The sequence below is a fragment of the Marinilabilia salmonicolor genome (assembly GCF_003003035.1).
In the GTDB taxonomy this organism is placed as follows: Bacteria; Bacteroidota; Bacteroidia; order Bacteroidales; family Marinilabiliaceae; genus Marinilabilia; species Marinilabilia salmonicolor_A.
In genome coordinates this window covers 64,619-89,832 of sequence record NZ_PVTS01000012.1, presented here as the reverse complement: position 1 = coordinate 89,832, position 25,214 = coordinate 64,619, and the positions used below count along the sequence as shown (strand labels likewise).

Below are 25,214 nucleotides of genomic sequence, written 5' to 3'. Positions count from 1 at the left end.
AACTATAATTCACTTCCTTTGAACAGATTGATTAAAGGTTTCCCGATTCTTTTCAATATCAGAAATCGGAGCAATAATGTCGCAATCAATTCTTTTGATATAATAATCATAAGAAAACTTTGGTGAAAGCTTATATGCTTGTCTGGAAATTTTCTTCAGATCATTTAATGACAATATTTCCATAATTTTATCGGCCAGTTCATTCGCGATTTTCTCATTATACCTAACCAGAAATCCATTTTCTCCATCCATAATGTATTGACTCAAACTTGAAACGTCTGACACCAAAGGGACACATCCATAATTAGCTGCTTCTGCAACAACCTTGGGAAAACCTTCTGAGGCTGATGGAAGTAAAAACAAATGACATTTTTTTAGCATTTCCCCAACTTCCTGCCTGGTCACAAAACCATGAAAAATCACAGAAACATCGAGATCTTTACTTTTTTCAATGAAAAGATCCTTTTCTGGACCATCACCTATTAGATGAATTTCTCCGATACGTGGATGAGGGCCGATTTTCTTAAATGCCTCAAGAATATGTCCGACTCCTTTAGCGCTCTGCAATCGTCCCACAAAACAAAAATTTATAAAACCATTGTAATCTTTTTGCTCAACAATTTCTCGTCCCAATTCAATTTCCGATTGCGTAAGACAAGGATTCTCAAACGTTACACAATGCTCTTGTTGCCCCGGCCAACTACCGTTAATAGTCACCCTTTGTCTGTTAAATCTTTTTAGCATCCAACGTTGTACACGATATCCAATAGGAGCATTTTTCTGAACCCAATTACCCGCATATTTAAACCAACCTGGCTTTCCTGAGAACCACTTTAACCAAGGTATCAAATAAACACCGATACCGGTTGGAGCCCTGAACTGATATACATCTGCCTCTTTTAGCGCTTTCCGTACAATTGCAAGATTCCCCGGAGCTTTTTTTAAAACTCCCAATTTGTCTAAAAAACTTACTCCTCCAGAAGGGGCTAGCGGAATAAAATGAACTTTTTCTTTCATTTCATAAGCTATAGAACTGGAAGGAGCATCTCCTTCATGCAATGGTGCACAATGGTAAACAATATCAAACAATGTGGTTAGATGATCTATCTCACGTAAGGTAGGTCCCCATCCTACCAATTCTCCTTCTGAAGACATATAATGTGCAGTATGGGAAATAATAAGTAGTTTCATAAAATCAATTGATCAAATATCTCAAGATATTTACTAACAATCCGGCTCCAATCATGAGCCAAAGCCCAATCTTTTGCATTCTTTGAAAACTCTTCCTTTCGGTCAAGGATCTCTTTCAAACTGTTAGCTATTTGCCCGGGGTTGTTTCCATCAACCAAAAATCCGTTAAATCCGTGCTTTATAGCATCATCAATCCCACAACCCGAAGCCCCAATTACAGGCAATCCAAAATAATTTGCCTCCAAAATTACAATCCCAAATCCTTCCACATCTCCATCCTGTTGATTCTCACTCAATATTAAGAAACAATCCGCTTTATCATAAGTATTTGCAACATCTTTACGAAGCGGCAACCGACCATGGAAAATTACTTTTGAACTTACACCCATTGATTCTGCCAATTCCTGAAATTCAGATTTTAGGGAAGGAAGTCCTGCCACATGATACTGAGTCCCTGGAAAATGCTTTAAAATCTCCGGCAGCGCTTTAATAACGCGATGCTGCCCTTTTCGATAAGTAACATTCCCAACCGTAAGCAATACCGGGTCTCCTTTCAAATCAGGCTCCTCATTTGTCAATTGTCCTTTAAGATCAGAAAACTCATGAATATCAATTCCGTTCTCGATAATTTTAAAAGGTTTCTTTCTCAATTTATCTGGAAGTAGCGAATGAGTAAAAGCAGATACCGGGACCAGAAAAGAGGCTTTAGATATACCATGCCATGTGAGAATGTTAAATAATTGATTCTTTAACCTTATTTCCGAACCATGTAAAACACATAATGAAGGAGTTTTTATAAAAAACAACTTCATCAAGCCACAAAGCCAAAGAGAAAATCGACCGCTAAATATAATCCCCTCATTTTCGCGGAAAAGAATATAATAAAAGAACATCCATATCCGGATAACCGGGGTTAAAACCCAAGATCTCTTAATCCTGGATACTTTCATAAGGTCAGGAAGTTGTCTGTCGAAAGTCTTAATTTCATCCATTTTTGCATAGTTCGAATCAGTCAAAACATGCACTTTGACCCCCCTTTTCGCAAGGTGAAGAGCCAAGGACCAGGCATGATTGCCTATTCCCCCAGGCCCAGGAGGAAATTCAGAAACAACCAAAAAAACCGACTTTATCATAAATGCTCAATTAATGCACCTTTTCTCAACATCCCAGATGCAATATTCCAACTTTTAATTATTTGAATCAGGAAAACAGGAAAAAGCAACAAAAACACCACAAGACTAAAAACACCAGAACCTGTTTTTCCTTTCAAATGATAAGGAAGTACAGAAAAAGGCATCGTTAGAGACAGAAATAAACGAGCTCTGGCATTTCCAAAATACTTTCGCACCAGATATAAAACGCTTGGTATAGGTCTGGGAGATAAAATATTTTTAGGCCGAAAAGCATCCCAACTTCCCATCTGACGCAATCCTCCTGAAGACACTTTCAAATGAATTCTCTGAGCCAACGGATTACTGATATTTACGATACCTGAGAGAAAGCAACGTAAACCAAACTCTCCATCGCCCATTCTTTGTTTTTCAAATTGACGATCAAATAATCCGACTTTCCGGAAAACATCACGATGAATCAGAACATTTCCTGTATCCAACTGGTCGCCCCGCCTGAAAAAAGAATAATTGCCAGGAACTTTCGCTCCAACAGTTGACATTGATACTCCAGAACTAATTTCTGCCTTGAAATAATGAACACATCTGAGGTGAGACTCAATCCAGTCAGGTTCTACTCTGCTGTCATCATCAAACAGTAGTAAGTAATCACTATCGCTCTCCTTAATACATCTGTTCCTCGCTTTCCAGAGTGCTTTTTCTTCCTGAATTATTAGTTTAAGATCGATAGAATCATTCTTTTGGTAAAAATCTCTGTCAACAGGCTCTGATTGATCACAAATCAACACATCAAAATTTTGATAAGTCTGTTGTGACAGATCAGTTAGAACATCCTTTAAATATTTGTAACGGTTTAGTGTTGGAATAATAACAGATACCTTTGGGCTTTCTTCCAGAATACCTCCTGAATTCTCCATAAAATTGTCATAAATCACCGGCCTGCTAAAAACATCAACTTTTCGAATATGCCTTGTTGCAAAAAATGCTTTAAATTCCTCAAAAGGATTACACAAGGAAAACAACCTGATTATCAACACAATAGTAGCCCAACTCTTATTAAAGAACTTCCTCAAGAATCGATAATTATCCTGAACAGAAGGGGATTCAGTCAACACCAATGCATAATCCTTACTTGAACAAATCACCCCTTTTTGCAATGCCACATAAGCTGCATCTCTGAGCGAAACAGAACGCGAACTATAATTCTCATCTAAACTTATCAACATTTGAGAGGAGTTATCCAATAGATCATAATTAACCCATACAGGATAATCACTCTCAACCTTCATGTTAAAATACCAGGCTGGGCGGATATATTTTATAAAAGGAAAGATATGCAAGGTCTTATTTTTCATAAAAATGTTCAAATTTTCTGATTTGTTCATCAATGGAAAAATTATTCTGAACCCGTTTCTGGGCAGCTAAAACCATTTTAGCTCTTGACTCTGAAGAGAGTCTGATAACGTCCAGAATTACTTCGGCCATAGCATTTACATCTCTGCGCTCAAAAACCCGCCCTGTAACTCCGTCCAACACATTCTCACTTAAACCTTCTGCATCGGAGACAATGCAAAAGCATCCGGCAGCCTGAGCCTCCAGCACAGCATTGCAGAAACCCTCCTGAATGCTTGGCTGCAAATAAATATCAGCTTCTCTCATTTCTTTGGCAACTTCTTCATGGTTAAGCTTTCCCTTAAAAATAACTTCTTCCTCAAGGCCTAGTTGATAAACTGCAAACTTTAAACGTTCCAACTCACTACCTGTGCCTGCAATTGAAAAAACAAAAGGAATATTAGAAGCTTTTAACTGACACATTGCCTGCAATGCATATTCATAGCCTTTCTTCCAATGAAGACGCCCAACTGATAAAATCCGAACTTTTCTTTCCTCACCATTATGAAAGCACTCTCTTTTTTGAAAAAAATTTTCAAAGGCAATTGCCGGAGTTATCTTCTGAATCATTTTCCAATCAGGAAATCTTGTCTCTCTTAACTTCCGCTCCAGATCATCAGAGATTACATGTACTTTATCCACATTTTCCCAAAGAAGATTAAAACAACCTGGATGTTTCAATGGGTATATAGAAATATCGAACCCACGAATACTCACCGCCATCTTTGCGTTCAAAGCTTTAGCAACATTTTCCCGCCCAATTCCCATCGTGGCAAAACCAAAATGTATCCAATCAAGATCAAATGGCAAAATGTGACCATTGATATAAATTGTTTTCAAAGCGTCCCAAGTTGAACCCCCAGATCTTTTTTGAAAAATAAATAAAGACACAAAGCGTCTGGGACAAGATAGTAGTAGCCAACCCAGAATAACAAAGACCAACAAAATTTGCAAAAATGGATTGGATAGCACCGGAAAAGCTTTAACAACTTTAGCCCTTTCAAAAGCTCTCCTTTCTCCGGATCCTGCAAATACCAATACTTTGTATCCTTTGGCAGTCAAGCCTCTGATTTTGGACCTAAAAAATGTTTCACTGTAACCCGGTACTTTGGAAAGAACAAGCCCTACAATCATTATTTCTAATTAATTCTTTTTCCCAGAAAAAACATCAAAATACATCTGGCGGTATGCTTCAATCTGATCCTCTAAAAGATGATTCTCTAAAATTGTCTTTTTCGCTGCTTCTACAATTAAATTAAGGTTGAAATCTTCTCTAACAAGCATGGTAAGTACATTAGCTATTGCAAGCGAATCTCTTACTGGAACCAGAAAGCCGTTCTCCCTGCTTTTAATCACTTCAGGCATACCTCCACAAGCCGTTGAAACTACAGGAACTCCCCGAGCCATAGCCTCCAATACTACATTGGCTATTCCTTCATTCAGACTGGGTAATAGAAAAACATCTGTTGTATCAAAATACTCAGGAATATTCTGGTATGAAACCTCTCCTGCAAAAACAACCTCCTCTGCAATTCCTAAATCATGAACCTGGAATAAATGTTCTTCATTACCATTTGTTCCTACAATAGTGTACTTAAATTTAATCCCCCGTTGTTTTAATACCGCACAAGCATCCAATGCAAAGTGATATCCCTTGATCCAATGAGCACGCCCTACTGATAGAATTTTTAATATCTTTTCAGGTTTTAAACTTCTTGGTTCTATATCTGTCTTTATCATTTTTGAGGGAACTGCACCTGGAATTCGATATATTTTATCTCCCAGATCTCCATATTTTGCCGCTTCCCTGACCAAATGAGTTGAAACCGAATGAAAGGCATCATAATAAGGAAATGTCTGACGATAGCGCTTGGCCAAAGATTGATTAGCCACAGGAGAGTAATGAATATGCGCACCCCTGAAACTACCTATAACTTTGACTCCAAACTTTTTCAAAAACAACCATTCATGTCCCTCTTTTATCCATTGAACATGGAAAATATCGGGTCGGTTGCTTAATACAATGAATCTCTTCGCGAGAGTTTCTATTGTTTTGCGAAAATGTTTTTCTGATTCTAATGTCAGCTTGGCCACAGTAAAAAAAGCAGAAGGGGACTGAAATACCAAAATCAGACCATACACTAATAGAAATAAACATGCCTCAAAAAGTGAACCCGGGAAGTAACGTATTTTCACATTATCTTTATAATTAACACTCCCCCTTTTTTTTCCGAAAAGTATAATGTCGGAATCAGTTTTTTCTGAAAGTCCGGTTATCAAATTTTCAATAAATGCTGAAGAGGGGATCTCCCCGGAAAAAATAGCAACCTTCATAAATACTTCTCAAAAATTAATCTGTTCAACCGAAACAAAATAAGTTAAACCAGAGTTTAAAGATGTCTTTTAGAGAACAAACTCAAAGTAAGCAACATACTGACAGGATGAGAGAAATAGAGGCTTTCCCCATTTTTAAAACGATCAAGAAAATCATTGGTGACAGAGACAGGAATAAAATCCGAATAAGTTTTATTCTTTAGCAACCATCTGTCAAGACTTTTTTTATTTTCCTTTCCAAGAAACTGATTCTCCCAGTTTCTTTGAACCAAATGCTTTCCTCTCAACTTTTCATTTAAGATTCTTTTCCCCTTTCTTATTATTCTCTTTGGCAAATATTTTATGTGGTGAAATTCCTGGTAAGTGAATAAATTTGCAGGATCATAAGTTTGCCAAGGAATTGCAGCCAATTCAGGGGAGGCTCTTTTAATGTACTCAATTTGAATTTGCCTCCCTGCCAGATATTTTTCCGGAACACGGCAAATAAAATCACACATTCGTTTATCATAATAAGGTAATGCAACAGGCCTTCTACTTGAAAACACACCCAAATTCACTGATGTCCAGCGGGGAGCCCAAAACAATGACTTAAATGCTCTGATTTTTGCATTAGCATTCTTTATATCAATTGTCCGCAGCAAATCTAGCAATCTGGCATCCAAATATTCTTCAAAATCACCATCTAAACCCCACACACGCCACAGGGAATCAGCTAGTTCCCGACCTCCTTTTTTTACTATCTTCTTCTTTAAGTGAATCAATTGCTCTGTTTCGGTTGCTGAATCACGGAGTTTCATATCATCAAACAAGACATCGCCCCAATGTCCAAGAAAAAACAGGTCTCCTAATTCTCCAATCTCATCAATCACTCCCATCTGGCGAGGGTGGGTAAATTCGGAGAAACAATCATTAATCTCAGCCAATTCTTCTATTCGGGACCATAAGTAACCTATCGGGATCTTTAGGTCTTTGAAAGAAAAACCACATTGGTTCGCAATCTTTCTTCCATACCCAGTTTCATCAAAACTATTTGAAAATTTATAACTATAGGAAGCAACATTCGGGTGTCTCAAGGAGGCTAATGCTGCTGCCTGAGAGCGACTATCAAGCCCCCCGGACAAAGGCAAAATAATACGCTTACCACTTGTTTGTTCATTTGTAATCTTTTCAAAAAGAAAAGTAAATTCTTCTATCGTCTCATTAAAAGAAATGTCTCTGGGGGCATAAAACCACTTAAAATAAGCTTCTCCGGGAACTACCTGCTGGTCACTATTAATACTATAGGAGGTAGCCGGAGGTAAGACCTTTATGTCTTTCCAATAAGTATCCCTTCCCAAAAAGAATCCGATAGCCGCAAAAGCGGTAATTGCTTCAAGATCCAATTCATGAGTACCTGGAACCTTATAATAGACTGGCTCAACCGGAATAACTGGATTATTTATCACTCATTAATAATTTTAAAACAATTAATTGAAGTTTTAATAAAGATTTTTAATTAATTCAATATTCGTATATACGCATAATTGATTTTCCCACATCTAAACCTGGTGTTTCAGACTTTCAAAATTTCTTTATATACTGCTTCATGTTCCTTTGCGACAACAGGTAAATGAAAAAAGTTTAACATTCGTTGATGCAAAGCAGTACCAATTTCCTGCAATTCAAACTTTTGCTTATTTGCCATTAAATCCATCAATTTAAACAAAGATTCCTCGGAAAATGGATTGAACAACAATTTTTCATCTCCCAAAACAAACCTTAATCCTGGCACATCAGAACCTATTGCAGGAATTCCAAATGCACAAGCTTCCATACAAGCAACACCTGAAGCTTCTGATAAACTTGGCTGAATATATAAATCGGCAATTCCAAGATATCTTTCCACTTCCATTGTTTTCCCTGTCAATGAAACATGATTCTCAAGTCCTAGTGTTATTATTAAAGACCTTATTGAATTGGCATATTGACTCGAATCATCTCCAACAACAAACAAGTGATACTTTTCCTTTCTATTTATTCTATAAAAAGCATTAATCAACAGTTCAATATTCTTAACCGGCACGAGATTCGCAATCGTCATAAAAACAAACTTGCCTGAAACTCCATAATGCTTCTTCAAGTCATTTTTATTTAGAAGTTCTTTCTTCTTTTCTATTTCGCTCACATTAGGACCAAGACCGACACATTTTGTATGTTTCATGGAAAGAGGGAAGTTAGAAAGCATCTCAGGATTTAATATAAAAGTAAACGAAGCCAATTGATTTCTGACGGTCCAATGCTTATTCCAGGTCATACTTTTTTTGGTATAAAGCCACGGAATCCTAGCAAATCTAGCTGAAAGTGCCTCAAACCAATCACTTTTCCAATCAAAAGAATGAATCAAATCAAATTCATTCTGAGAAAAAAACCTGATATTCTGAAACATTATTTTTAGCCCTTCCAAATAGTTTTCTCTTCTTGGAGCCGTTCTTCTAATAAAAACAGGATAGCCCAACTGTTTAATGACCTCAAAGAAACTACCTCTGGTATGCTCACAACATATTGCCGGAGAAAAAACATTATGATCCAATTCTTTAATCAGGTCAATCATGTGTTTTCCACTACCTGCAGTGTCAAAATTAGGTATTGTAAACAATATTTTAATTTTAGAATCTCTATTGTTCATCTGATGCAAAAATTTTGCCTTTGCAAACTACCTCAGATAGTTATTTCTAAAAATCCGAAAAGCACTTCTCAAATCATTAAAATTATTATTGAAAGACTTTTTCCAATTGCCCCTGAAATATCTAATTCGGGTTCCTACCCTACCATCCATAGCAAAAACTAGTAGAGATCCATCCCGACACATATCTAAGTGATGGACACCATGACTAAAAAAATGCTCATCCTTAAAAGGTTTAAGAAGAGCTTTTCCTTTCTTATATTTTATTCTTGAGGGCGATAGAAATTTAATAATTAAAGAATATACCTCAGAACCATACCCTTTTTTCTGACTTTGAACAGGAAACAAAATCGAATCATTGTATATTAAAGGCCTACCAGCAGGCCGCATCTTATCTCCAATTCCAAGTGGAGAACACGGATGCTCAGTAAACTCTCCTTGGGTTAACTCGGCAGAAAAAAAGCAGCGTAACCGATAAGAACGGTCAATGGCAAAAAGATAAACATTGCCATTCCACTCAAGCAAAGTCGCATCAAAGTATCGACCTTCAAGTAACTGCCTCTTTTTTTTCCATGCTAAAGGAAAATCTTCTGCTTCATATAACGTCACCGCATGAGACTTCTCAGCCTCCGGAATCATGTAAAGTCTATCTTTGTGACGAAAAACAAAAGGATAGGATAAGTGAAAACCTTTTTCCAATGCAATTCCTTCAAAATTCCAGGCTTGTAAGTCCGGAGAAGAAAAAACATCTATACGACCAAAGTTTTTAATTGCAGCTTCAACAAACAAAAAATAAACACCATTATTTTTCATTAAAAAAGGATCCGCAATGTAATCAACACCGCTCATTTTCTGAGCATCTTCATAGCTAATAGCAACCTGAGGATGAAGAGAAGTGAAGTCACCTTCGATCTTACCGACGGCAACCGACCACATCTGAGGGCCTACATGAAAAAAAAACATGGGATACCGAATATGAAATATCACAATTACCAATATCACCGTAAATAAAAGTACCACAGTCAAAAACACAATTAATTGATTAAGAATAAAAATCAGATATCCTGAAACATTTATTATCGCCCCTAAAATCTAACGCTTTCGAAAATTCCCCTTCCGATGAAGTTTTTTAAGAATAGGTCTAACTTCAGCTTTCAGTTCAAGAACTCCTTCAATTTTTAAAAGATAGCTTAAGAAAATAAAAACAAGCAGAAAAACCAAAGTATTAAAAACAACTTCAAGATAAATATTTGAGATACTAACAAATTTTACAACCATCAGTGGAATAAGAAATAACAGGCCGGGTTTAAATATAGGCAAAACAGTTTTCAACCACCCAAACTGAAACAATCGATGAACAATAACGACTCTTAACACAAAAACCAAAAATTTTAAACTCACCAAGGCATACAGATACTCCAATAACCCATATCTGATCCCAAAGAAAAGGGCAAGCAGAATACTAAAACGATCAAGAACGGTAATCAATGTCAACAATCGGATTTTTCCCACACCTTTTAAAAGAGAAGTTATAAGTGTGCTAAACGGAAGTATCGGTAGGAGTAACAACATAACTTTTAGAAATGGAACACTTTCTATCCATTTATCGGAATATAGGATAACAATAATATTTTCGGCAGACAAATACATAATCCCAAAAACCAAAAACATCGAAAAATTAAGAAGATAAAACATTTGAAAAAAAGACTCTTTAATTTTTCCTGGCTCATCCTGAATCTGAGCAAAAACGGGAAACATGGGACGGGTAACCGGTAGCAAGAAAGTATCCTGTGGCAACTCCCAAAAAGTCTTTGCTCTATTAAAAAGGCCCAACATATTGGCATTAAAAACCTTTCCTATAAAAAGATTATCAATCCGGCTCACCACATTATTAATAATACCCAAATTCATAAATCCCAATCCCTTGCGCCAAATCTCTTTAATCGACTTAAAATCAAATGCCCAAATAGGACGCCAAGGTGTGGCAAACCACAGAATGAACATATTAACCAGAGACGAAATGAGACTGTAGAAAACCAGACTCCAGACTCCATATCCTAAGAAAGCAAGCACCACTCCGGTAGTTCCTCCTAATACCGATGAAATAAACATGGATTTTGCAAAAACCTTATAATTCAATGTTTTTGTCAACAAAGCGGTACTAACTATTGTAGTTGACCCAAAAATAAACGTTAAAGTGGATACCCGAATTATTTGAATAAGTATTGGATTCTCATAAAAAGAAGCAATAAAGGGTGCCACAAACCACATTAATAAATAAACAACTATTCCCAGAACAACATTCAAAAAAAACACGGTACTAAATTGAACATCGCTCACTTCTTTTTTTTGAATTAATGCCTGCCCCAATCCAAAATCATAAAAAACAGCAGCAAAAGCAGTAAATACAGAAATCATAGCCAATAGACCAAAATCGGAGGGCTCCAGCAACCGTGCCAAGAAAATGGATATAATGAAAGTCACTCCTCTTTTTAAAAATTTTTCAACCAGGTTCCACTTGATTGCAATTCTTCCCTTTTCTCTTAGTCCCACAAAACAATAGCTTTAAGTTTTTAAGTCTCGAAAGATTTAATAATGATGAAAAAATAATTTAAGAAAATTGTAACCGATCTGAAAAGAGGAATAAGTATTTATCGATCCTGTGGTAAATAATTACCGTCTCAATTAATTGTAATAGAACACCTTATAGCCAAGTTATCACTATGGCTCAACTACAACTTTACAACTATCTGAAGATTGACCGTTATGAAGATTTATAATGTAGGCCCCCTCATTAAATCCAAAGAAGTTCAGTAAAAATTTCTTTTTCCCGACAAAACTAACTTCCTCTTCTTTTGTAAATACCTTAATTCCTTCGGCATCAAAAACAGTTGCCACAACTGCCCCTTCCTTTTCAACCTGATATTCAATAATAAAAAAATCTCTTGTAGGATTAGGGTATGCACTTAAGATTGTCAATCCCTTTCCTACTTCATTTCTTTGAACCTTATACTTCTTATTATCAGAAACAACAAAAAAACATCCAAACTCTATCCCTGTATGTGGTGTAGAATAGGATATATTACCTGATGGTTGAATCACTGTGGATATGTCCATCGGTATTGAAAATGGTTCACCGGTAAATGTTCCTTTCAGAATTGGCTCTGTCAAATTCTCGACATCATATAGCTTAAACTCTTCATTGAGTTGCAATAGTCCGCTTAAGTCAATATTTACAGACTTCTGTTGCTTCCAGTTAAAAACAACAATATGTGCCTTCCCCCTTTCATAAACATTGGGAATAACCGCAGTATGATTATTCAGTTCCGAAAAGTCAGAATATCTACTATTCATATCATAAGGAAACCGGCGTGTCCAATCCGAAAAGCTCAGGATCTGGTTGCTGTTTTCATCATAAAATACCTGTTCATTACCAAAATAATGGTTAAAATCCCATTCGTATCGTTCAACTGCTGAATCGTCCGGAAACAGCAAGGATACCAAAGCTTGTCTGTGCTTCGAAACAATCGTATTATTTTTAATTACAACATTAGAAAAACGTTGAATACTAAAAACTCTTTTCCCTCCAGCGATATAATTATCATTCACCACACAGGATTCACTATCCACATTATAGCCAAGAACCATTCCATTTCCAACACTATTGGGTGGTTGATAGGAATAATTTTTTATCATTTTAAGGCCTTTGGTTGGAACATTACCTCCCATCATATAGTTTCGCATTTCTCCGACTCCGCTCTCACTTGCCAGAATTCCTGCGTTAAAAATGATATTGTTTTCAAAAAGACAAGGATTCAATTGTTGTGCTCCTTCCGTATAGAATTGAATTCCGTGTCCATAGGTATTAAAAACAATATTATTTACAACTTCTTTTTCTCCGGTATTATTGGATAAATACATTCCATGACCAATACCCCTTTCAGGAGACTTATATCCAATATTAAAAATAATACAACCATTAATTTCTGCGTTAACTGCATTTGATGAGCCACCAACTCCTACACCATAAATATCATGGATGATGCAGTTAACCAATTTAACACCTTCAGCCCCAAGAGAAACTCCTGCTTCGGCATTAACCTCACCTCTGCCTGTATCCCGATTCCTTTCAGATTGGGTAATAATTAAATCCCGAAATATTGCATAACGTCCATTAATCGAAAGTGTACTATTTTCCGCTCCTGTTCCGATAATTCTTACCACATCATTTTCGAAAGGCATAACTACCACAGGGTTATCTTTTTCACCGTGAATCCAACTGGAAAAAGACCCATAATAATCTCCCTGATGAATTAATACTGTATCTCCCGGACCGGCATCCACATAATTCATATGCACCTCTAATGCACGTTGTAAACTCCTGGGAGCAAGACTACTTCCGCTCCCATCAAATGTTCCGTTAACAGAGACATGAAACGTCTTAGAATGAATAATTCCAGACATTAAAAATAAAAAAAAGAGAAACAGGGAAAACCTCTTTAACAAACACATAAATCTTAAAGATTAATTAACGACACAATATTCAATTAACCGGATATATTAATTTCACCGAATTGCGATAAAAACCATAGAATACTTTGACTATCAATTTCCACCAAAAAAAATTCAGAAAAACAGAAATAATTGTTTGAAAGAAATATTGAGTATGTCCATCACCTGACATCTCAATATATGTATTTTAAAAATGGACAACTAAGCAACGTCCAAAAGAAGAATTCCCTATATATAAATAAAGTGAATAATAAAACAATTCAGGAATCATCATCTTAACCTGCATTATTCACAAATAATCTATTCCGATGTCCAACTATCTGCAAAATCCAACCGTCCTCAATAAAATGGATTTGAAAATAATCCATTATTTCCTGCATCCATTTTATCTGCGGTTGATTGTATTTCTTGATATTTGAACATCTCACAACGATAATTCATGAATAAAGCAGGCTAAATTCAGATCAAAAAAAACAGTTGAACAATCATTTTTAATCCTCAATCGGAAAATTTTAAATGATTGTTCAACATGAAATTTACTCTATTACTTAATTAATTTTCCTAATTTTAAACGTATGTCTTGAAGAACCTTGTTCCAATAAGCCAACATAAAAGCCACTTTTTAATTGGACAAGATCAAACTCCAGGTTGTTATTTCCAATATATACAGACAATTCTTTATTAAAAACTTTTCTCCCTTGCATGTCGAAAACAGACAACATTGCATTCTCTGAAGATGTTGCATTGAAACTGATGGTTAAAAAATCCTGAACAGGGTTAGGATACACCTTTACCTCCTCTTCATGATTTGTTTCTGAAATATTTGTCGGAAGTGGTGAAGAAGAAACAGATTTTGCACTTTTCACCAGAAAAACTCCAAATTCTTTGCCGGTGTGCGGCGTTGAAAAGTCAATATTATCTCCTGAAGGTTGAATAATCTCGGTGAGATGCATCGGTATTTGAATAGAACCTCCCTTATATGTTCCCTGCAGTATAGGCTCAAAAATATTTTCAACATCATAAATACGGTATCCCTCGTTTACAGGAAGAATATCACTCAAATCTACTGAAATATAATCCAGGTTTTTCCAGTTATAGGCTACAATATGTGCTCTTCCCGATTCATAATCATTAGCAATTACTTTGACATGATTCTCCAAATCTCGAACCGACTGGTAACTACTATTAGTATCATAACCAAATTGATTCTTCCATTCTGAAAAAGTCAAATTATCATTGCTGTTTTCATTAAAGAAAACCTGAGTATCCCCAAAATACTTATTTTGGTTCCAATCATATTCATTAACAGGAAATTCATCTGGATAAAGCAATGACGTTAAAGCTTGATCTTCTTCTCCGATAATTACGTTATTACGTATTATTGCTTCACTAAACCTTTGAATACTGAAAACTCGCTTTCCTCTGGCAATATAATTCCCCTCTATAACACAAGATTCACTATCCGTATTATACCCCATAACCATACCATTACCAATACTTCCGGGAGGCTGATAAGAATAATTATTGATCATTTTCAAGTCCCGAGTAGGTACATTACCCCCCATCATATAATTTCTCATTTCTCCAATGCCATCCTCATTGGTCGCAATACCTGCATTAAAAATAATATTATCTTCAAATAAACTACCATTAAGTTCCTGGGCACCTTCTGTATAAAACTGAATTCCGTGTCCGTAAGTATTAAAAACAATATTTTTTCTAACAACTTTCTCTCCGGTATTATTGGATAAATACATGCCATGCCCTACACCTCGATACGGATCTTTATAACCGGCATTAAAAATAATACATCCATTTATCTCAGCATTAATAGCGTTGGATGAACCACCTGTTCCGACACCATAAATATCATAAATAATAGAATTTATCAACTTAACACCTTCTCCTCCAATAGATACACCTCCTTCGGCATTTACCTCACCGCTTCCGGTATAACGATTTCGTTCTGACTGAGTAACAATCAAGTCTCTGAAAACAGCATGAGCCCCTTGAATTGATAGTGTATTATTTTCTACTCCTGTACCAATAATTCTAACAATTTCATTATTATACGGCATAACAACAACAGGATTATTAGGCTCCCCTCTCAACCAACTGGTAAAGGAACCATAATAGTCCCCTCCATGAATAAATACTGTATCTCCCGGTCCTGCATCCACATAATTCATATGATCCTCAAAAGCCCTTTGTAAACTCCTTGGTGAATCAATGCTTCCTGAACCATCAAATGTCCCATCAGTTGTAACGTGGAAAACTTTTCCACCAACACTTTGAATCAACCCTATTAATACAACTACAACAATCCAACTTCTCTTTAATTTCATTTTTGTTAATTTTTTCACTCCCGAATTTCAGTTCAAGCCTTTTAAAACCTGAAATAATTCAAAGAATGGCCCTGTGAATAAATACTTTTATCACAGGCAATAACGAGTTAATCAACAAAATTGTTACACTCGTCAAAAAAATTAACAAAAACAATAGTCTTTTTTACATTTTTAAACAATTAATTTTTTTCACTGTAGCTCAGCAAAAATGGTAGTTTATGATACAGCTTCGCCTCCTCAGTCCCACACCAAACCGGCACTGATTTAAAAAAAAATATTTCCGGAGTGCTAAATCCGGAATGGTTGTAAATTACAACAAGCAACCTGCAATATCCACTCTTTTTACATCAAACGCATCTATACGTTCACCAATGAAAGCATTCTATAAACTAAATAAATTACCACGTAAAATCCCGCTTTCCCCCCATAAACACTAAGATCTAATCAGTTTATCAAAACATTCAAGGTCCTTTATCAGGTATTTTCAGAGCCACGTCAAAGAGCGCTTTACATTCTCCCAAAATTGCCTGAAGATTCCTATCTTGTAATGTTTTCCTAGAGCTGTATTTGTGTCAATAGAGAACGAATGACAAACCTGTTCACTACATTAAAAATACTGGGGTTTCCAATAAAGAAAGCATCCCAAATACTACAGTCCATTCCGGATGGAACTAATTTTCACAGTTGGCACACTCAAAAGAAATGGGAAGCATTTAAATTTCACTATGACAACAATGACGCCTACCGAAATTTTGTCGGCAAAAGACCATCAAAATGGGAAGAGATTCCAATACTTCGGAAAATAGATTTTTTTAATGCCCATATTTCATTAAAACCCGATAAGGTTAGGAATAAAAGATATTACAGACAATCCACGAGTGGTTCCACAGGTATTCCATTCACATTTTTCTCGGATTATCTTACCCACGCCCTAACCTGGGCTTTTATTGAACATGTTTACCGACAAGCAGATGCTTCATTGAGCGGATTTCAAGCAAGATTTTATGGCAGCTCCTCCACTCTTCCCGACAAACTAAAGGAAAACATGAAGGACTTACTGGCAGGAAGAGAGCGTTTTCAGGTAATCAATCTTTCAGGAGAGAACCTGGATGAATGGATTAAGAGAATGAAGAGCCGTAAATTCAGTTATTTATATGGTTATGCCTTTCCCCTGATCGTTTTCGCAAAGCATTTGAACGCCAGAGGGATATTACTCAGTGACATTGTTCCTTCTTTAGATAGTTGTATCATCACTTCTGAAATGTGCACCAACGAAGAGCAGGATCTTATGGAAAAAAGCTTTGGTGTCAAAGTATATAACGAATATGGCACATCGGAGTTTGGTATCATCGGTTTTGGAGAAACAGGAAAATGGAAAGTTTCTGAAGAGACGCTTCATGTTGAAATAGTAGATAACGAAGGATTCCCGGTGAAAGACGGAGAAATTGGCCGGGTGGTTTGCACTCAACTTTTCCAACAGGGAACACCTTTTGTCAAATATGAGGTAGGCGATTTGGCTGCTCTTAAAACCATTAATGGCAAACGTTACATCACACAGTTACAAGGAAGAAAAGAAGCAATGCTGAAACTTCCCTCAGGAAGAAAAATGCCGGGTGATACCTTGTTTCATTTTGTCATGGAAGAATTTAACAAAAAATTCCCAAATCTCATTTATCAGTTCCAGGCTATCCAAAAAGATGACTTTTCCATAGCAATGAAGTTAATTTCAGGTCATCCACTTTCGGAAATTCAAAAAGAAAGTCTGAAAAAGACCATTACCAGACATGCAAAAGAAGAGATTAACATAGATATCCAACGAGTTTCTGATATTCCCGGTGATGGAAGAACAAAACGACAGCGCTTTATCTCATGTGAGTAAGAGCTCAAAATAGAACTTCACTGTCCCTTTTTCAAACTTATTTTATGTGAAGCCTGATGATCAAACGATTGTCCGGAGATAATTTCCTTTTTTTAAGCCAAATGGAAATCGCACGGTTGATTGTTTTAATCCTTCTGTAAAGTATGGTTTTTCAGAACAATATCGAGTAATTTACCGTTAATAAAAAAAGAAATAATAAGATATTTATGCTGATTGCTTTTAGAAAGACGGAGTCTGAATGGATAAAGAATCTTGAGGAGTTTAACAGTAATGTTTTTTTGAATCCGGCATGGATAAACTCAGTTTCAAACGACACGCTGGAGCCGCTTTATCTCGACTTCACCAATTCTGAAGGAGAGACTGAAGCGAAGATATCCGGAATACGGGAAAGCAATCATAGCCTTGGTAAAAACCAGCTCTTTTTTTATGCAGGTTTCGCCAAAAAACGAGAATCTTCCACCTCCCCCAGAGAGTTATTGGATGCCCTGTACAAATACGCTTCAGACCATTACATCGACCGTGTGATTATGTCTTCCTATGATTATCCCTCTTTTCTGGCAAACCCGGGACATTCAGCTTATTGGACCACAAGCCGGTTTGAGTATAAAATCATGCTAAGGGAACACTCAGAAGAAGACCTTCATCACCAGCTAAAACGTCACCTAAAAAAGGCAGCCAAAGTTAACACTACGTTCCATGAGGCAACTAATCCAGACTTAGTTCCCCGATTGATGGAATTGCTCAGCAATGTAAAAAATGAAAGACTAAAAAAGTCACGAACGAACTATAATCCGTTCTACTTAAAACACATGTCCCGAAAGTCATTAGAAAAGCTTATCAACAGGGGTATTGCAAAAATTTTCACCATCCAGACCGGGGAAGTCATCCATTCCATTGAAATGACCCTCGAGTATAACAATCAGGCATATATGCTTTTAAAAGCTACTGACAATTTTGGATACAAAAAAGGATTGTCAACACTTTTGAATATTAAAGTAATTGATGAATACAAAAAGAAAGGATTCACCAGTTACAATCTGGGAGGAAGGCCTCAGGAAAAAGATGGTGACGGATTGGCTCTATATAAAACCCGCCTGGGAGCGAAAGTATACGTAACCTACGGGGCTACAACAAACTTTATTCAATATCCTCAAAAAGCTTTAAATCCTCTTTTAAACATTGGTCGCACCCTGCCAGACAACAAACTGACACACTTTCTAAAAAAGATGATATAGAAAAAAGGGTAAGTTTTCGACAAAATTGAAAACTTACCCTCTTTATTCATCCGTATAAAATTTATTAATTAAGGTCGGATGGAACTCGCATGAAAGAACTTATACATATTCTCTTGTGCCAATCATTGCCATGCTCGTTTCATCCGTATAAAATTAATTTTCAAGGTCGGATGGAACTCGCATGCACATGCAAGAACTTATACATATTCTTTTGAGGCAGTCATTGCCATGCTCGTTTCAATTAACTTAATAAATTCGATTTACCCAGACTCCTTTCATGAATTGTCGTCATGAAATAAGAAATCATTATTCTGCAGCACCCGGATACTCCTCAAAGAAGAATGGAGCATTCTCTCCGTTATCTTTAAGTCCCTCAGGATAAGTACCCTCTTCCAACATGGGCAGCGCCTCAATATCCTGAATTTGCTGAGCCGTTAATCCATCTCCATTGGTTATCGACCATACGGCATCCTGCAACAATTCTGAAATTTCTTCATATTGCGCAACCAAATCCTCTTCACTCTTCAAACCTCCTGCAGATTTAAGTTCTTCGTTTGGATTAAAATAGTGTTCACAATTAATTTTGCGCCATCCGATTCTGTTTAATAAGTTCCACATAACAGAGGATTGCGCAATTCCGGCCATGGTATATTGCACATCTGAAGATGAACCATGCCTCCCCTTGTTAATACAAAACAGATTTAGATAAATCGTGCGTGAGGAATGGGCTTTGAGTACAAACCATGTCCACTGCAACAGAATACCATGCTGGTAATCAGATTTGTTTACTTTAAAAACCAATCCCTTTGGGAAAAAGAGGGTTCTTGGAGTACCATGATTGTTGGAAATGGTCAGCTTAAGCTTAATCCATTGACCACCGTTTCCATAATCAGGAAATAAATTTCCAAAATTCCAACTTTTTAGCAAATCCTTATCCTCAACGGAAGCATAAACGCCATCATCCCCGTTAAGGTCAACACCACTGATATCACCATCCAGAGAGAGACCTTCCGGTAAGTCGAAAGAAGTCACAGCTATGTCACCGGATGCCTCTCCCATACCGGCAATTGAACCGGGCTCCTCTCCCGAATCCTTTTCACATGAGTAAAATGGCACCATAAGCAGGAATACCAGGAAATAAATTACACTTTTCTTCATGACCGTCGTTTTTATTAGTTCAAATAAATTTTTGTCGAGAAAAATCGGATTCAATCTGTTATCTATCAGATAATGACCTGAACCAAACTAAGAGCAAATCAACGACAGAAATAAAAATAAGTCAATAGCAATTTTATCGAAAAAAGATCTGAAAAATGAAGCCTGATATCAATAAAATACACCTCATACCCTCGTAAACAAAGGGACTCGCAGAATTCCTTCCCGACCAATTCAATTGATTTTCTGCAAATTCAAGTTTGACAAAATGAGGAAAAACAAAGACAAAAGAACCTTCAATCTGGATTAATTCCATATTAGAGTTCTGTTTTGCCTTAAATACTTAAGTCCCGTAGTTTGATAAAAAAATGAAAACTAATTAAGAAGAATAACAAATGCAGCACAAACAAATGGCTAAACAACTGATTATTTGAATATTGAAAAATACTCCATGCACGAATACCATGCAGTACTGTAAAGATATTAATAAAACTTCCGAATTAAAAACGGTTTTATCCATAGGTACTCAAACCCGATTTTATTTCCAGTTCTTTGGGAATTGTGTCACATCTTTAAGCTACTGAACTGGTTACTTCAGAAGTTAAGATAAAAGGATATAGTTTTGAGTGCATCATGACCATCATTCTCTCGATGCCATTTCTTGATGTCAAAACACGACCCTCGATGAAAAATAAAAAACAAATTGCAGCAGGTAATTGAACATTGTAATAAATTATTTATGAAACGAAGTTCGACGAAGTCAATTATTCAGGCCAGGTCAAAACAATAAAAAAGCGATGAGACCCCCATCGCTTTTTTGTTATTAGATTTTATCCTTAAATATTTTTCTGTGTCTTACTCATCAATGCTATAGTCCCAACAGTCATCAAGCAACATTACGTCTCCGGTCCATTTTCCATCCACGTAATATTCATTAACCCTGATCGCAATTGTATGAAGTTCATTAATGCTGTAATCTGAATCAAAAGAGAGAACCGCATTAAAGAAGCACTCAAATGATAAGGAAAAAAATCTGATGCTCTGAAAAGGAATACATTTCAGAAGTTTAGTTCAAATAGTGATGCAAACTCACGAAAACATCTTCTCCACCTTCTTCAACCCTGATGGAAGGGCAAATACCACTACCTTATCTCCGGGCTGAATACGCGTTTCTCCATTGGCAATAAAAACATCTTTTCCACGGGTTATCCCCCCCACATTCATATCCTTGGGTAAATCTATATTTTTTAGCGGCCCCCGGGTAATTTTTGAATTGGGCTGTGCCGTAAGTTCAAGAACCTCTGCATCGGTTGCTGTGAGGCACTTCACATGCGACACACTTGCCTTCATGGTATAACGATAGATGTAACTGGCAGCGATAAGCTTTTTATTAATGAGTGTACCAATTCCAATATTTTCGGCTAAATCGATGTAATCCATGTTTTCAACTTCAGCCACGGTTTTGCGGACTCCCATTTTTTTAGCCATCTGACAAGCCAGAATATTCACCTCGGAATTATCAGTAACCGCCACAAATGCATCCGTTTTGTGAATTCCTTCCTCTTTCAGCAGGTCAAGACTTCTCCCGTCACCACTAACAACTTGAGTATTTTCAAGGAAATCAGCAAGGCGCATGGTCTTTTCGCGATTCAGCTCAATTAACTTTATTTTGTAATGATGTTCCAGCTCTTTGGCCACTTTTTTTCCGATGCGACTCCCACCTAAAATCATCACATTGTGAATTTCGAATTGCTCTTTTCCGGCATCTGTCAATACCTGGGGTATCCCGGGACGAGTGGTAATTACGTAAGCCAGATCACCGTGTTTAAAACGATTATCACCTCTGGGAATAATTGTTTTCCCGTCGCGATAAATAGCCACCGTGTAGTAATCATTTACTTCATGCAATTCAGCAGCTTCAGAGAGGGTAAGATTTGCAATTGGTGCATTGTCGCGTATTTTGAGTGCAAGCAATAACAAACGACCATCAGAAAACTCAAACAACTGGCGGGTCCCAACCTGCTTGAGGGATGCAATAATCTCCTGAGAACCAAGATGTTCAGGATAAACCATTTCATCCACTCCCAACTGCTTAAAGTACTCTTTGTTTTCCGGAACCAGATACTCGTAATTATTGATCCGGGCAATGGTTGTTTTGGCTCCCAGTTTTTTGGCAAGCATCGCAGACAATATACTTACCTCTTCGTAAGGAGGCACTGCAATAAATAAATCAGCAGATTTAACTTTTGCCTCTACCAAATCACTGATTGATGTCACCGAACCCTTCACCGGCATTACATCCAGAATACGACTTAGACGTCTTAACTTGACCTCATCATCATCAAGCAAAATCACATCATGATCGGCATTGGAAAAAAGTCGTGCCAAATGTGTACCAACCTCTCCGGCTCCGGCAATCAGAATATTCATTCGTATAAAATTATTTGTCTGTTATTTCTTGTTGGATGCGCCGGTTCTTTCAAAACTCATCCTTTCTATGAAACGCATCCTATATTAATTCTACTTTGCTAAAGTAAAACTAAAAGACAAATATAAAAGATAAAAGGTGAAGTAAGGAAATATTACATGGATTGATTAGAAAAATAACGCCTGTTGTTCTTACTCTGCATTATATATTAAAAAGGTAAAGTGTAAACAGGTTTAAAGCCTGAGAGCAATAGCCCTGAGCTTTGAGGTATCCCTCCCCCTCTCATTATTGGTCGCGACGCGACCAATAATGAGAGGGGGAGGGAGTTGTTCCAATTTTCCTGGGGCGTTACCCCAGGCTGTTGCTCTCAGGCCGTTGGCCTGTTGAAGAAAAATCCTAAAATCCGTTTTTAGGATAAACAAACGCCCCATCTTGCGCAACAAAATGGAGTTCCATGGGTAAATGTTCAATTTCTTCTCTGAATCTTTTGATACACCATGGCGGGCATGATTTGGCAAATATCAATCGATCAGTCACTATTTGAGATAAAAATCCCGGAACATCTCCTTTTACATCCCCTGAAAAAACCACCCCCTCGAACTTCAACCCTTCAGAAAAGTTCAATCGATCGACATCAACCTCACCTAAAACAAGAAACCGACTGGTTCCCGAACACCAAATCATTGCTTCACCACTTGCATTCCAACATTCCGAAAGGAGTTTTCTATCCAGGTTAAAAGAATTTCTGGCAAAAAAACCGCTGCAGGCAAAATCTATATTCCGCCGGGAAACAGCGGTATCTGCAATAACCAAACCTTGCCCGGACGCAATGACACCAAAAACATTTTCTCTTTTGACATCAAAAACAACAAACCTGTCTGTTTTACTTTTTCTCCAATAATCCTGATGTAAAACAAGCATCAGAAACAACAACAGAAAAAGAGTCCCCTTTAACATTATTCTCATTCTCGTATGATACCAAAGCATCAAAAAAATCATCAAGGCATATAATATCCACATAGTAGCCGCATTTACCCACAACCCCTGCATATAAGACCAGGGTAATGAATCGAGCCACTCAACCACCTCAAGCATAAAACCCAACAAATCGTTCAAAACCCCGGCAATCATCAAAGAAAAAAAGCGAAATTCTGAGAACATCACCAAAAATTTGGAAAGGACCAGGATGGGAGCAACCAACGGCAGTATCAGAAAGTTTGATAACAAAAACCACGAAGGAAACGCCCTAAATGTAAATAAAGAGAGTGGCAATGTCCCGATTTGTGCAGCCAGGGAAACGGATGCCAAATCTCCTGCCCATCTGATAAAGATCTTTTGGCCGGAATAAAGCTTTGAAAACACCGGATAAAAGGTAACAATACCGGCCACAGCCAAATGTGACAACCAAAAGCCCATGTGAAACAGTGACATGGGATGAATCAGCAGGATTAAAAAGGCCGAAACACCCAAAAGGTTGTAAACATTACTACTCTTCTCGGAATAATTTCCTATCTGAATGACAGAAAGCATTACCACCGCCCGAAATACAGAGGGAGCACCTCCGGTAAGGACTGCATAAAAGATCAGTACCCCGATTACTATGATTACCCGGATAATGCTCCTCACCGGCAAAAACAAATTGAGCAACCAGTTGACCAAAAGAAATATTATCCCTGTATGAAGACCGGATACTGCCAGTACATGAACTGCCCCGGAGTGAATAAACCAGTTCTTTACTTCTTCGTCAAGCATGGAACGGACACCAAGAGTCAGTGCTGACAAAACCTGTAATTCCTCACCTTCAATTCCATGCCTGCGATAAATCTCAATTGTCTGATGACGTAAATGACGCATCTGTCCCCTCAAACCAGAGAGCGCCCCCTTCTGCTCGATAAAAAACCTTTCCTTCTCCACAAAGCCCCACCCGGAGATACCCTGACGAAAAAGATATTCCCCATAATCAAAAGCACCAGGGTTTGCAGGTTTCTCATGGCCCGCAATAAAAGCAGAAAACTTCACAATATCTCCCGGCCGGGCCATTGGCCGAAGCAAGGAGTCGGGAGGCTCCACAATCAATCGCCAGACCATCTTCGACTTTAATGAAAATGAGCTGTCCATGGAGAACTTAAATGGCTCCACGGTGTAATTATGATATCCCGACAAGGTCACATCAGCATCTAAAACCTTTGCTGTTCCAACAACATTAAAACCGCTTTTTATGCCAATCGGGCGATTAATCATGGCCAAAAAAAAGCCGGCTATAAACACCAACAAATAAAAAGATGCTCCCACGCGCCAACGATTTCGGTATCGTCCCCTGAACCGTAAAGAAAAAAGAAGAAAAAAAGAAAGTAATATAACAAGAAACAAGAGAGCCAGAATAAGCAACAGACTCTCATCCACAAATTGGGCAAACCAAATACCAGCTCCAAGCACAGAAGCAAAAAACAAAAAAGGGATTCGCCTTACAAGCTCCTTTAACTTCATAAAATCAGGTTTAGGGCACAACAAATTATCAACACTTCCCTTGAGAGAAATGAACAATTCTGTAATGCAAAAACCCGATAAAAGACTAATTAGTTTCTGTCCATAAAGTACCACTTGCGTCGTTACGCTTGCCCAAAAATCACTCATTTACTCAGGTAAACTCCGCATTTCCGTGAATGGCAAGCCTTGTAAACGAGACCTTCTGAACAGACACAGTACTTGTTAAATCTTTTCCCGACTTTATAGACGGGCTCTAATTATAAGAGGACAAGCTAATTGTTTTACAATTAAAAATCAACTCCGACACTTTTTTAATTAGTATCTGTCCATAAAGTCCCGTTTATTGCGTTACGCGATTAGCGGAAACTGCTCATTTACTCGAGTAAACTCCGCATTTCCGCTAATGCAAGCCTTGTAAACGGAACCTTCTGAACAGACACAGCGAACTTAAGAAACTTTGCTTA

The 25,214-nt window shown here is 37.3% G+C and carries 16 protein-coding genes; 2 read left to right on the top strand and 14 right to left on the bottom strand.

The window, feature by feature from the left end; genetic code table 11:
• Window positions 1-9: 9 nt before the first annotated feature.
• The 11 genes from BY457_RS12805 to BY457_RS12755 form a co-directional block, all read right to left on the bottom strand.
• Entirely contained in the window at window positions 10-1,191 is a 1,182-nt protein-coding gene (locus BY457_RS12805) for a glycosyltransferase (protein WP_106153724.1), read from the bottom strand.
• A complete protein-coding gene (locus tag BY457_RS12800) occupies window positions 1,188-2,324 on the bottom strand; it encodes a glycosyltransferase family 4 protein (RefSeq protein WP_106153723.1) in 1,137 nt (378 codons plus the stop codon). Before BY457_RS12800 ends, BY457_RS12805 begins: the two co-directional genes overlap by 4 nt.
• On the bottom strand, window positions 2,321-3,547 hold the full coding sequence (locus tag BY457_RS12795) for a glycosyltransferase family 2 protein (RefSeq protein WP_258176723.1): 1,227 nt from the start codon (window positions 3,545-3,547) through the stop codon (window positions 2,321-2,323). The genes BY457_RS12800 and BY457_RS12795 overlap by 4 nt, the downstream gene beginning before the upstream one ends.
• A gap of 118 nt (window positions 3,548-3,665) precedes the next feature.
• On the bottom strand, window positions 3,666-4,685 hold the full coding sequence (locus BY457_RS12790; RefSeq protein ID WP_181256476.1) for a glycosyltransferase family 4 protein: 1,020 nt from the start codon (window positions 4,683-4,685) through the stop codon (window positions 3,666-3,668).
• A 171-nt stretch (window positions 4,686-4,856) separates the two neighbouring features.
• On the bottom strand, window positions 4,857-6,047 hold the full coding sequence (locus BY457_RS12785) for a glycosyltransferase family 4 protein (protein WP_106153721.1): 1,191 nt from the start codon (window positions 6,045-6,047) through the stop codon (window positions 4,857-4,859).
• A gap of 56 nt (window positions 6,048-6,103) precedes the next feature.
• Window positions 6,104-7,492 (bottom strand): asparagine synthase-related protein, encoded by a 1,389-nt coding sequence (locus BY457_RS12780; protein WP_258176722.1) that lies wholly within the window; start codon window positions 7,490-7,492, stop codon window positions 6,104-6,106.
• Window positions 7,493-7,599: 107 nt separating this feature from the next.
• Complete coding sequence (locus BY457_RS12775) at window positions 7,600-8,712, bottom strand: glycosyltransferase family 4 protein (RefSeq protein WP_106153720.1); 1,113 nt, start codon at window positions 8,710-8,712, stop codon at window positions 7,600-7,602.
• A gap of 27 nt (window positions 8,713-8,739) precedes the next feature.
• Entirely contained in the window at window positions 8,740-9,672 is a 933-nt protein-coding gene (locus tag BY457_RS12770) for a glucosamine inositolphosphorylceramide transferase family protein (protein WP_146130981.1), read from the bottom strand.
• Window positions 9,673-9,801: 129 nt separating this feature from the next.
• On the bottom strand, window positions 9,802-11,262 hold the full coding sequence (locus BY457_RS12765) for a lipopolysaccharide biosynthesis protein (protein WP_106153718.1): 1,461 nt from the start codon (window positions 11,260-11,262) through the stop codon (window positions 9,802-9,804).
• A gap of 168 nt (window positions 11,263-11,430) precedes the next feature.
• The gene (locus BY457_RS12760; protein ID WP_181256475.1) at window positions 11,431-13,173 is read right to left on the bottom strand and encodes a T9SS type A sorting domain-containing protein; all 1,743 of its coding nucleotides are present in this window, start codon (window positions 13,171-13,173) and stop codon (window positions 11,431-11,433) included.
• 596 nt (window positions 13,174-13,769) lie between these two features.
• Window positions 13,770-15,566 (bottom strand): T9SS type A sorting domain-containing protein, encoded by a 1,797-nt coding sequence (locus tag BY457_RS12755; RefSeq protein ID WP_106153716.1) that lies wholly within the window; start codon window positions 15,564-15,566, stop codon window positions 13,770-13,772.
• Between the two features lie 586 nt (window positions 15,567-16,152).
• Here BY457_RS12755 and BY457_RS12750 point away from each other — a divergent pair.
• Together BY457_RS12750 and BY457_RS12745 are read left to right on the top strand one after the other, a co-directional pair.
• Window positions 16,153-17,445, top strand: a complete 1,293-nt coding sequence (locus BY457_RS12750; protein WP_106153715.1) for a phenylacetate--CoA ligase family protein — start codon at window positions 16,153-16,155, stop codon at window positions 17,443-17,445.
• A 206-nt stretch (window positions 17,446-17,651) separates the two neighbouring features.
• The gene (locus BY457_RS12745) at window positions 17,652-18,680 is read left to right on the top strand and encodes a GNAT family N-acetyltransferase (RefSeq protein ID WP_106153714.1); all 1,029 of its coding nucleotides are present in this window, start codon (window positions 17,652-17,654) and stop codon (window positions 18,678-18,680) included.
• A 306-nt stretch (window positions 18,681-18,986) separates the two neighbouring features.
• On the opposite strand, the gene BY457_RS12740 is transcribed toward BY457_RS12745, so the two are convergent.
• The 3 genes from BY457_RS12740 to BY457_RS12725 form a co-directional block, all read right to left on the bottom strand.
• Window positions 18,987-19,838 (bottom strand): hypothetical protein, encoded by an 852-nt coding sequence (locus tag BY457_RS12740; RefSeq protein WP_106153713.1) that lies wholly within the window; start codon window positions 19,836-19,838, stop codon window positions 18,987-18,989.
• 1,086 nt (window positions 19,839-20,924) lie between these two features.
• A complete protein-coding gene (gene trkA, locus BY457_RS12730; protein WP_106153711.1) occupies window positions 20,925-22,265 on the bottom strand; it encodes a Trk system potassium transporter TrkA in 1,341 nt (446 codons plus the stop codon).
• A gap of 394 nt (window positions 22,266-22,659) precedes the next feature.
• On the bottom strand, window positions 22,660-24,750 hold the full coding sequence (locus tag BY457_RS12725) for a ComEC/Rec2 family competence protein (protein ID WP_181256474.1): 2,091 nt from the start codon (window positions 24,748-24,750) through the stop codon (window positions 22,660-22,662).
• Window positions 24,751-25,214 lie beyond the last annotated feature (464 nt).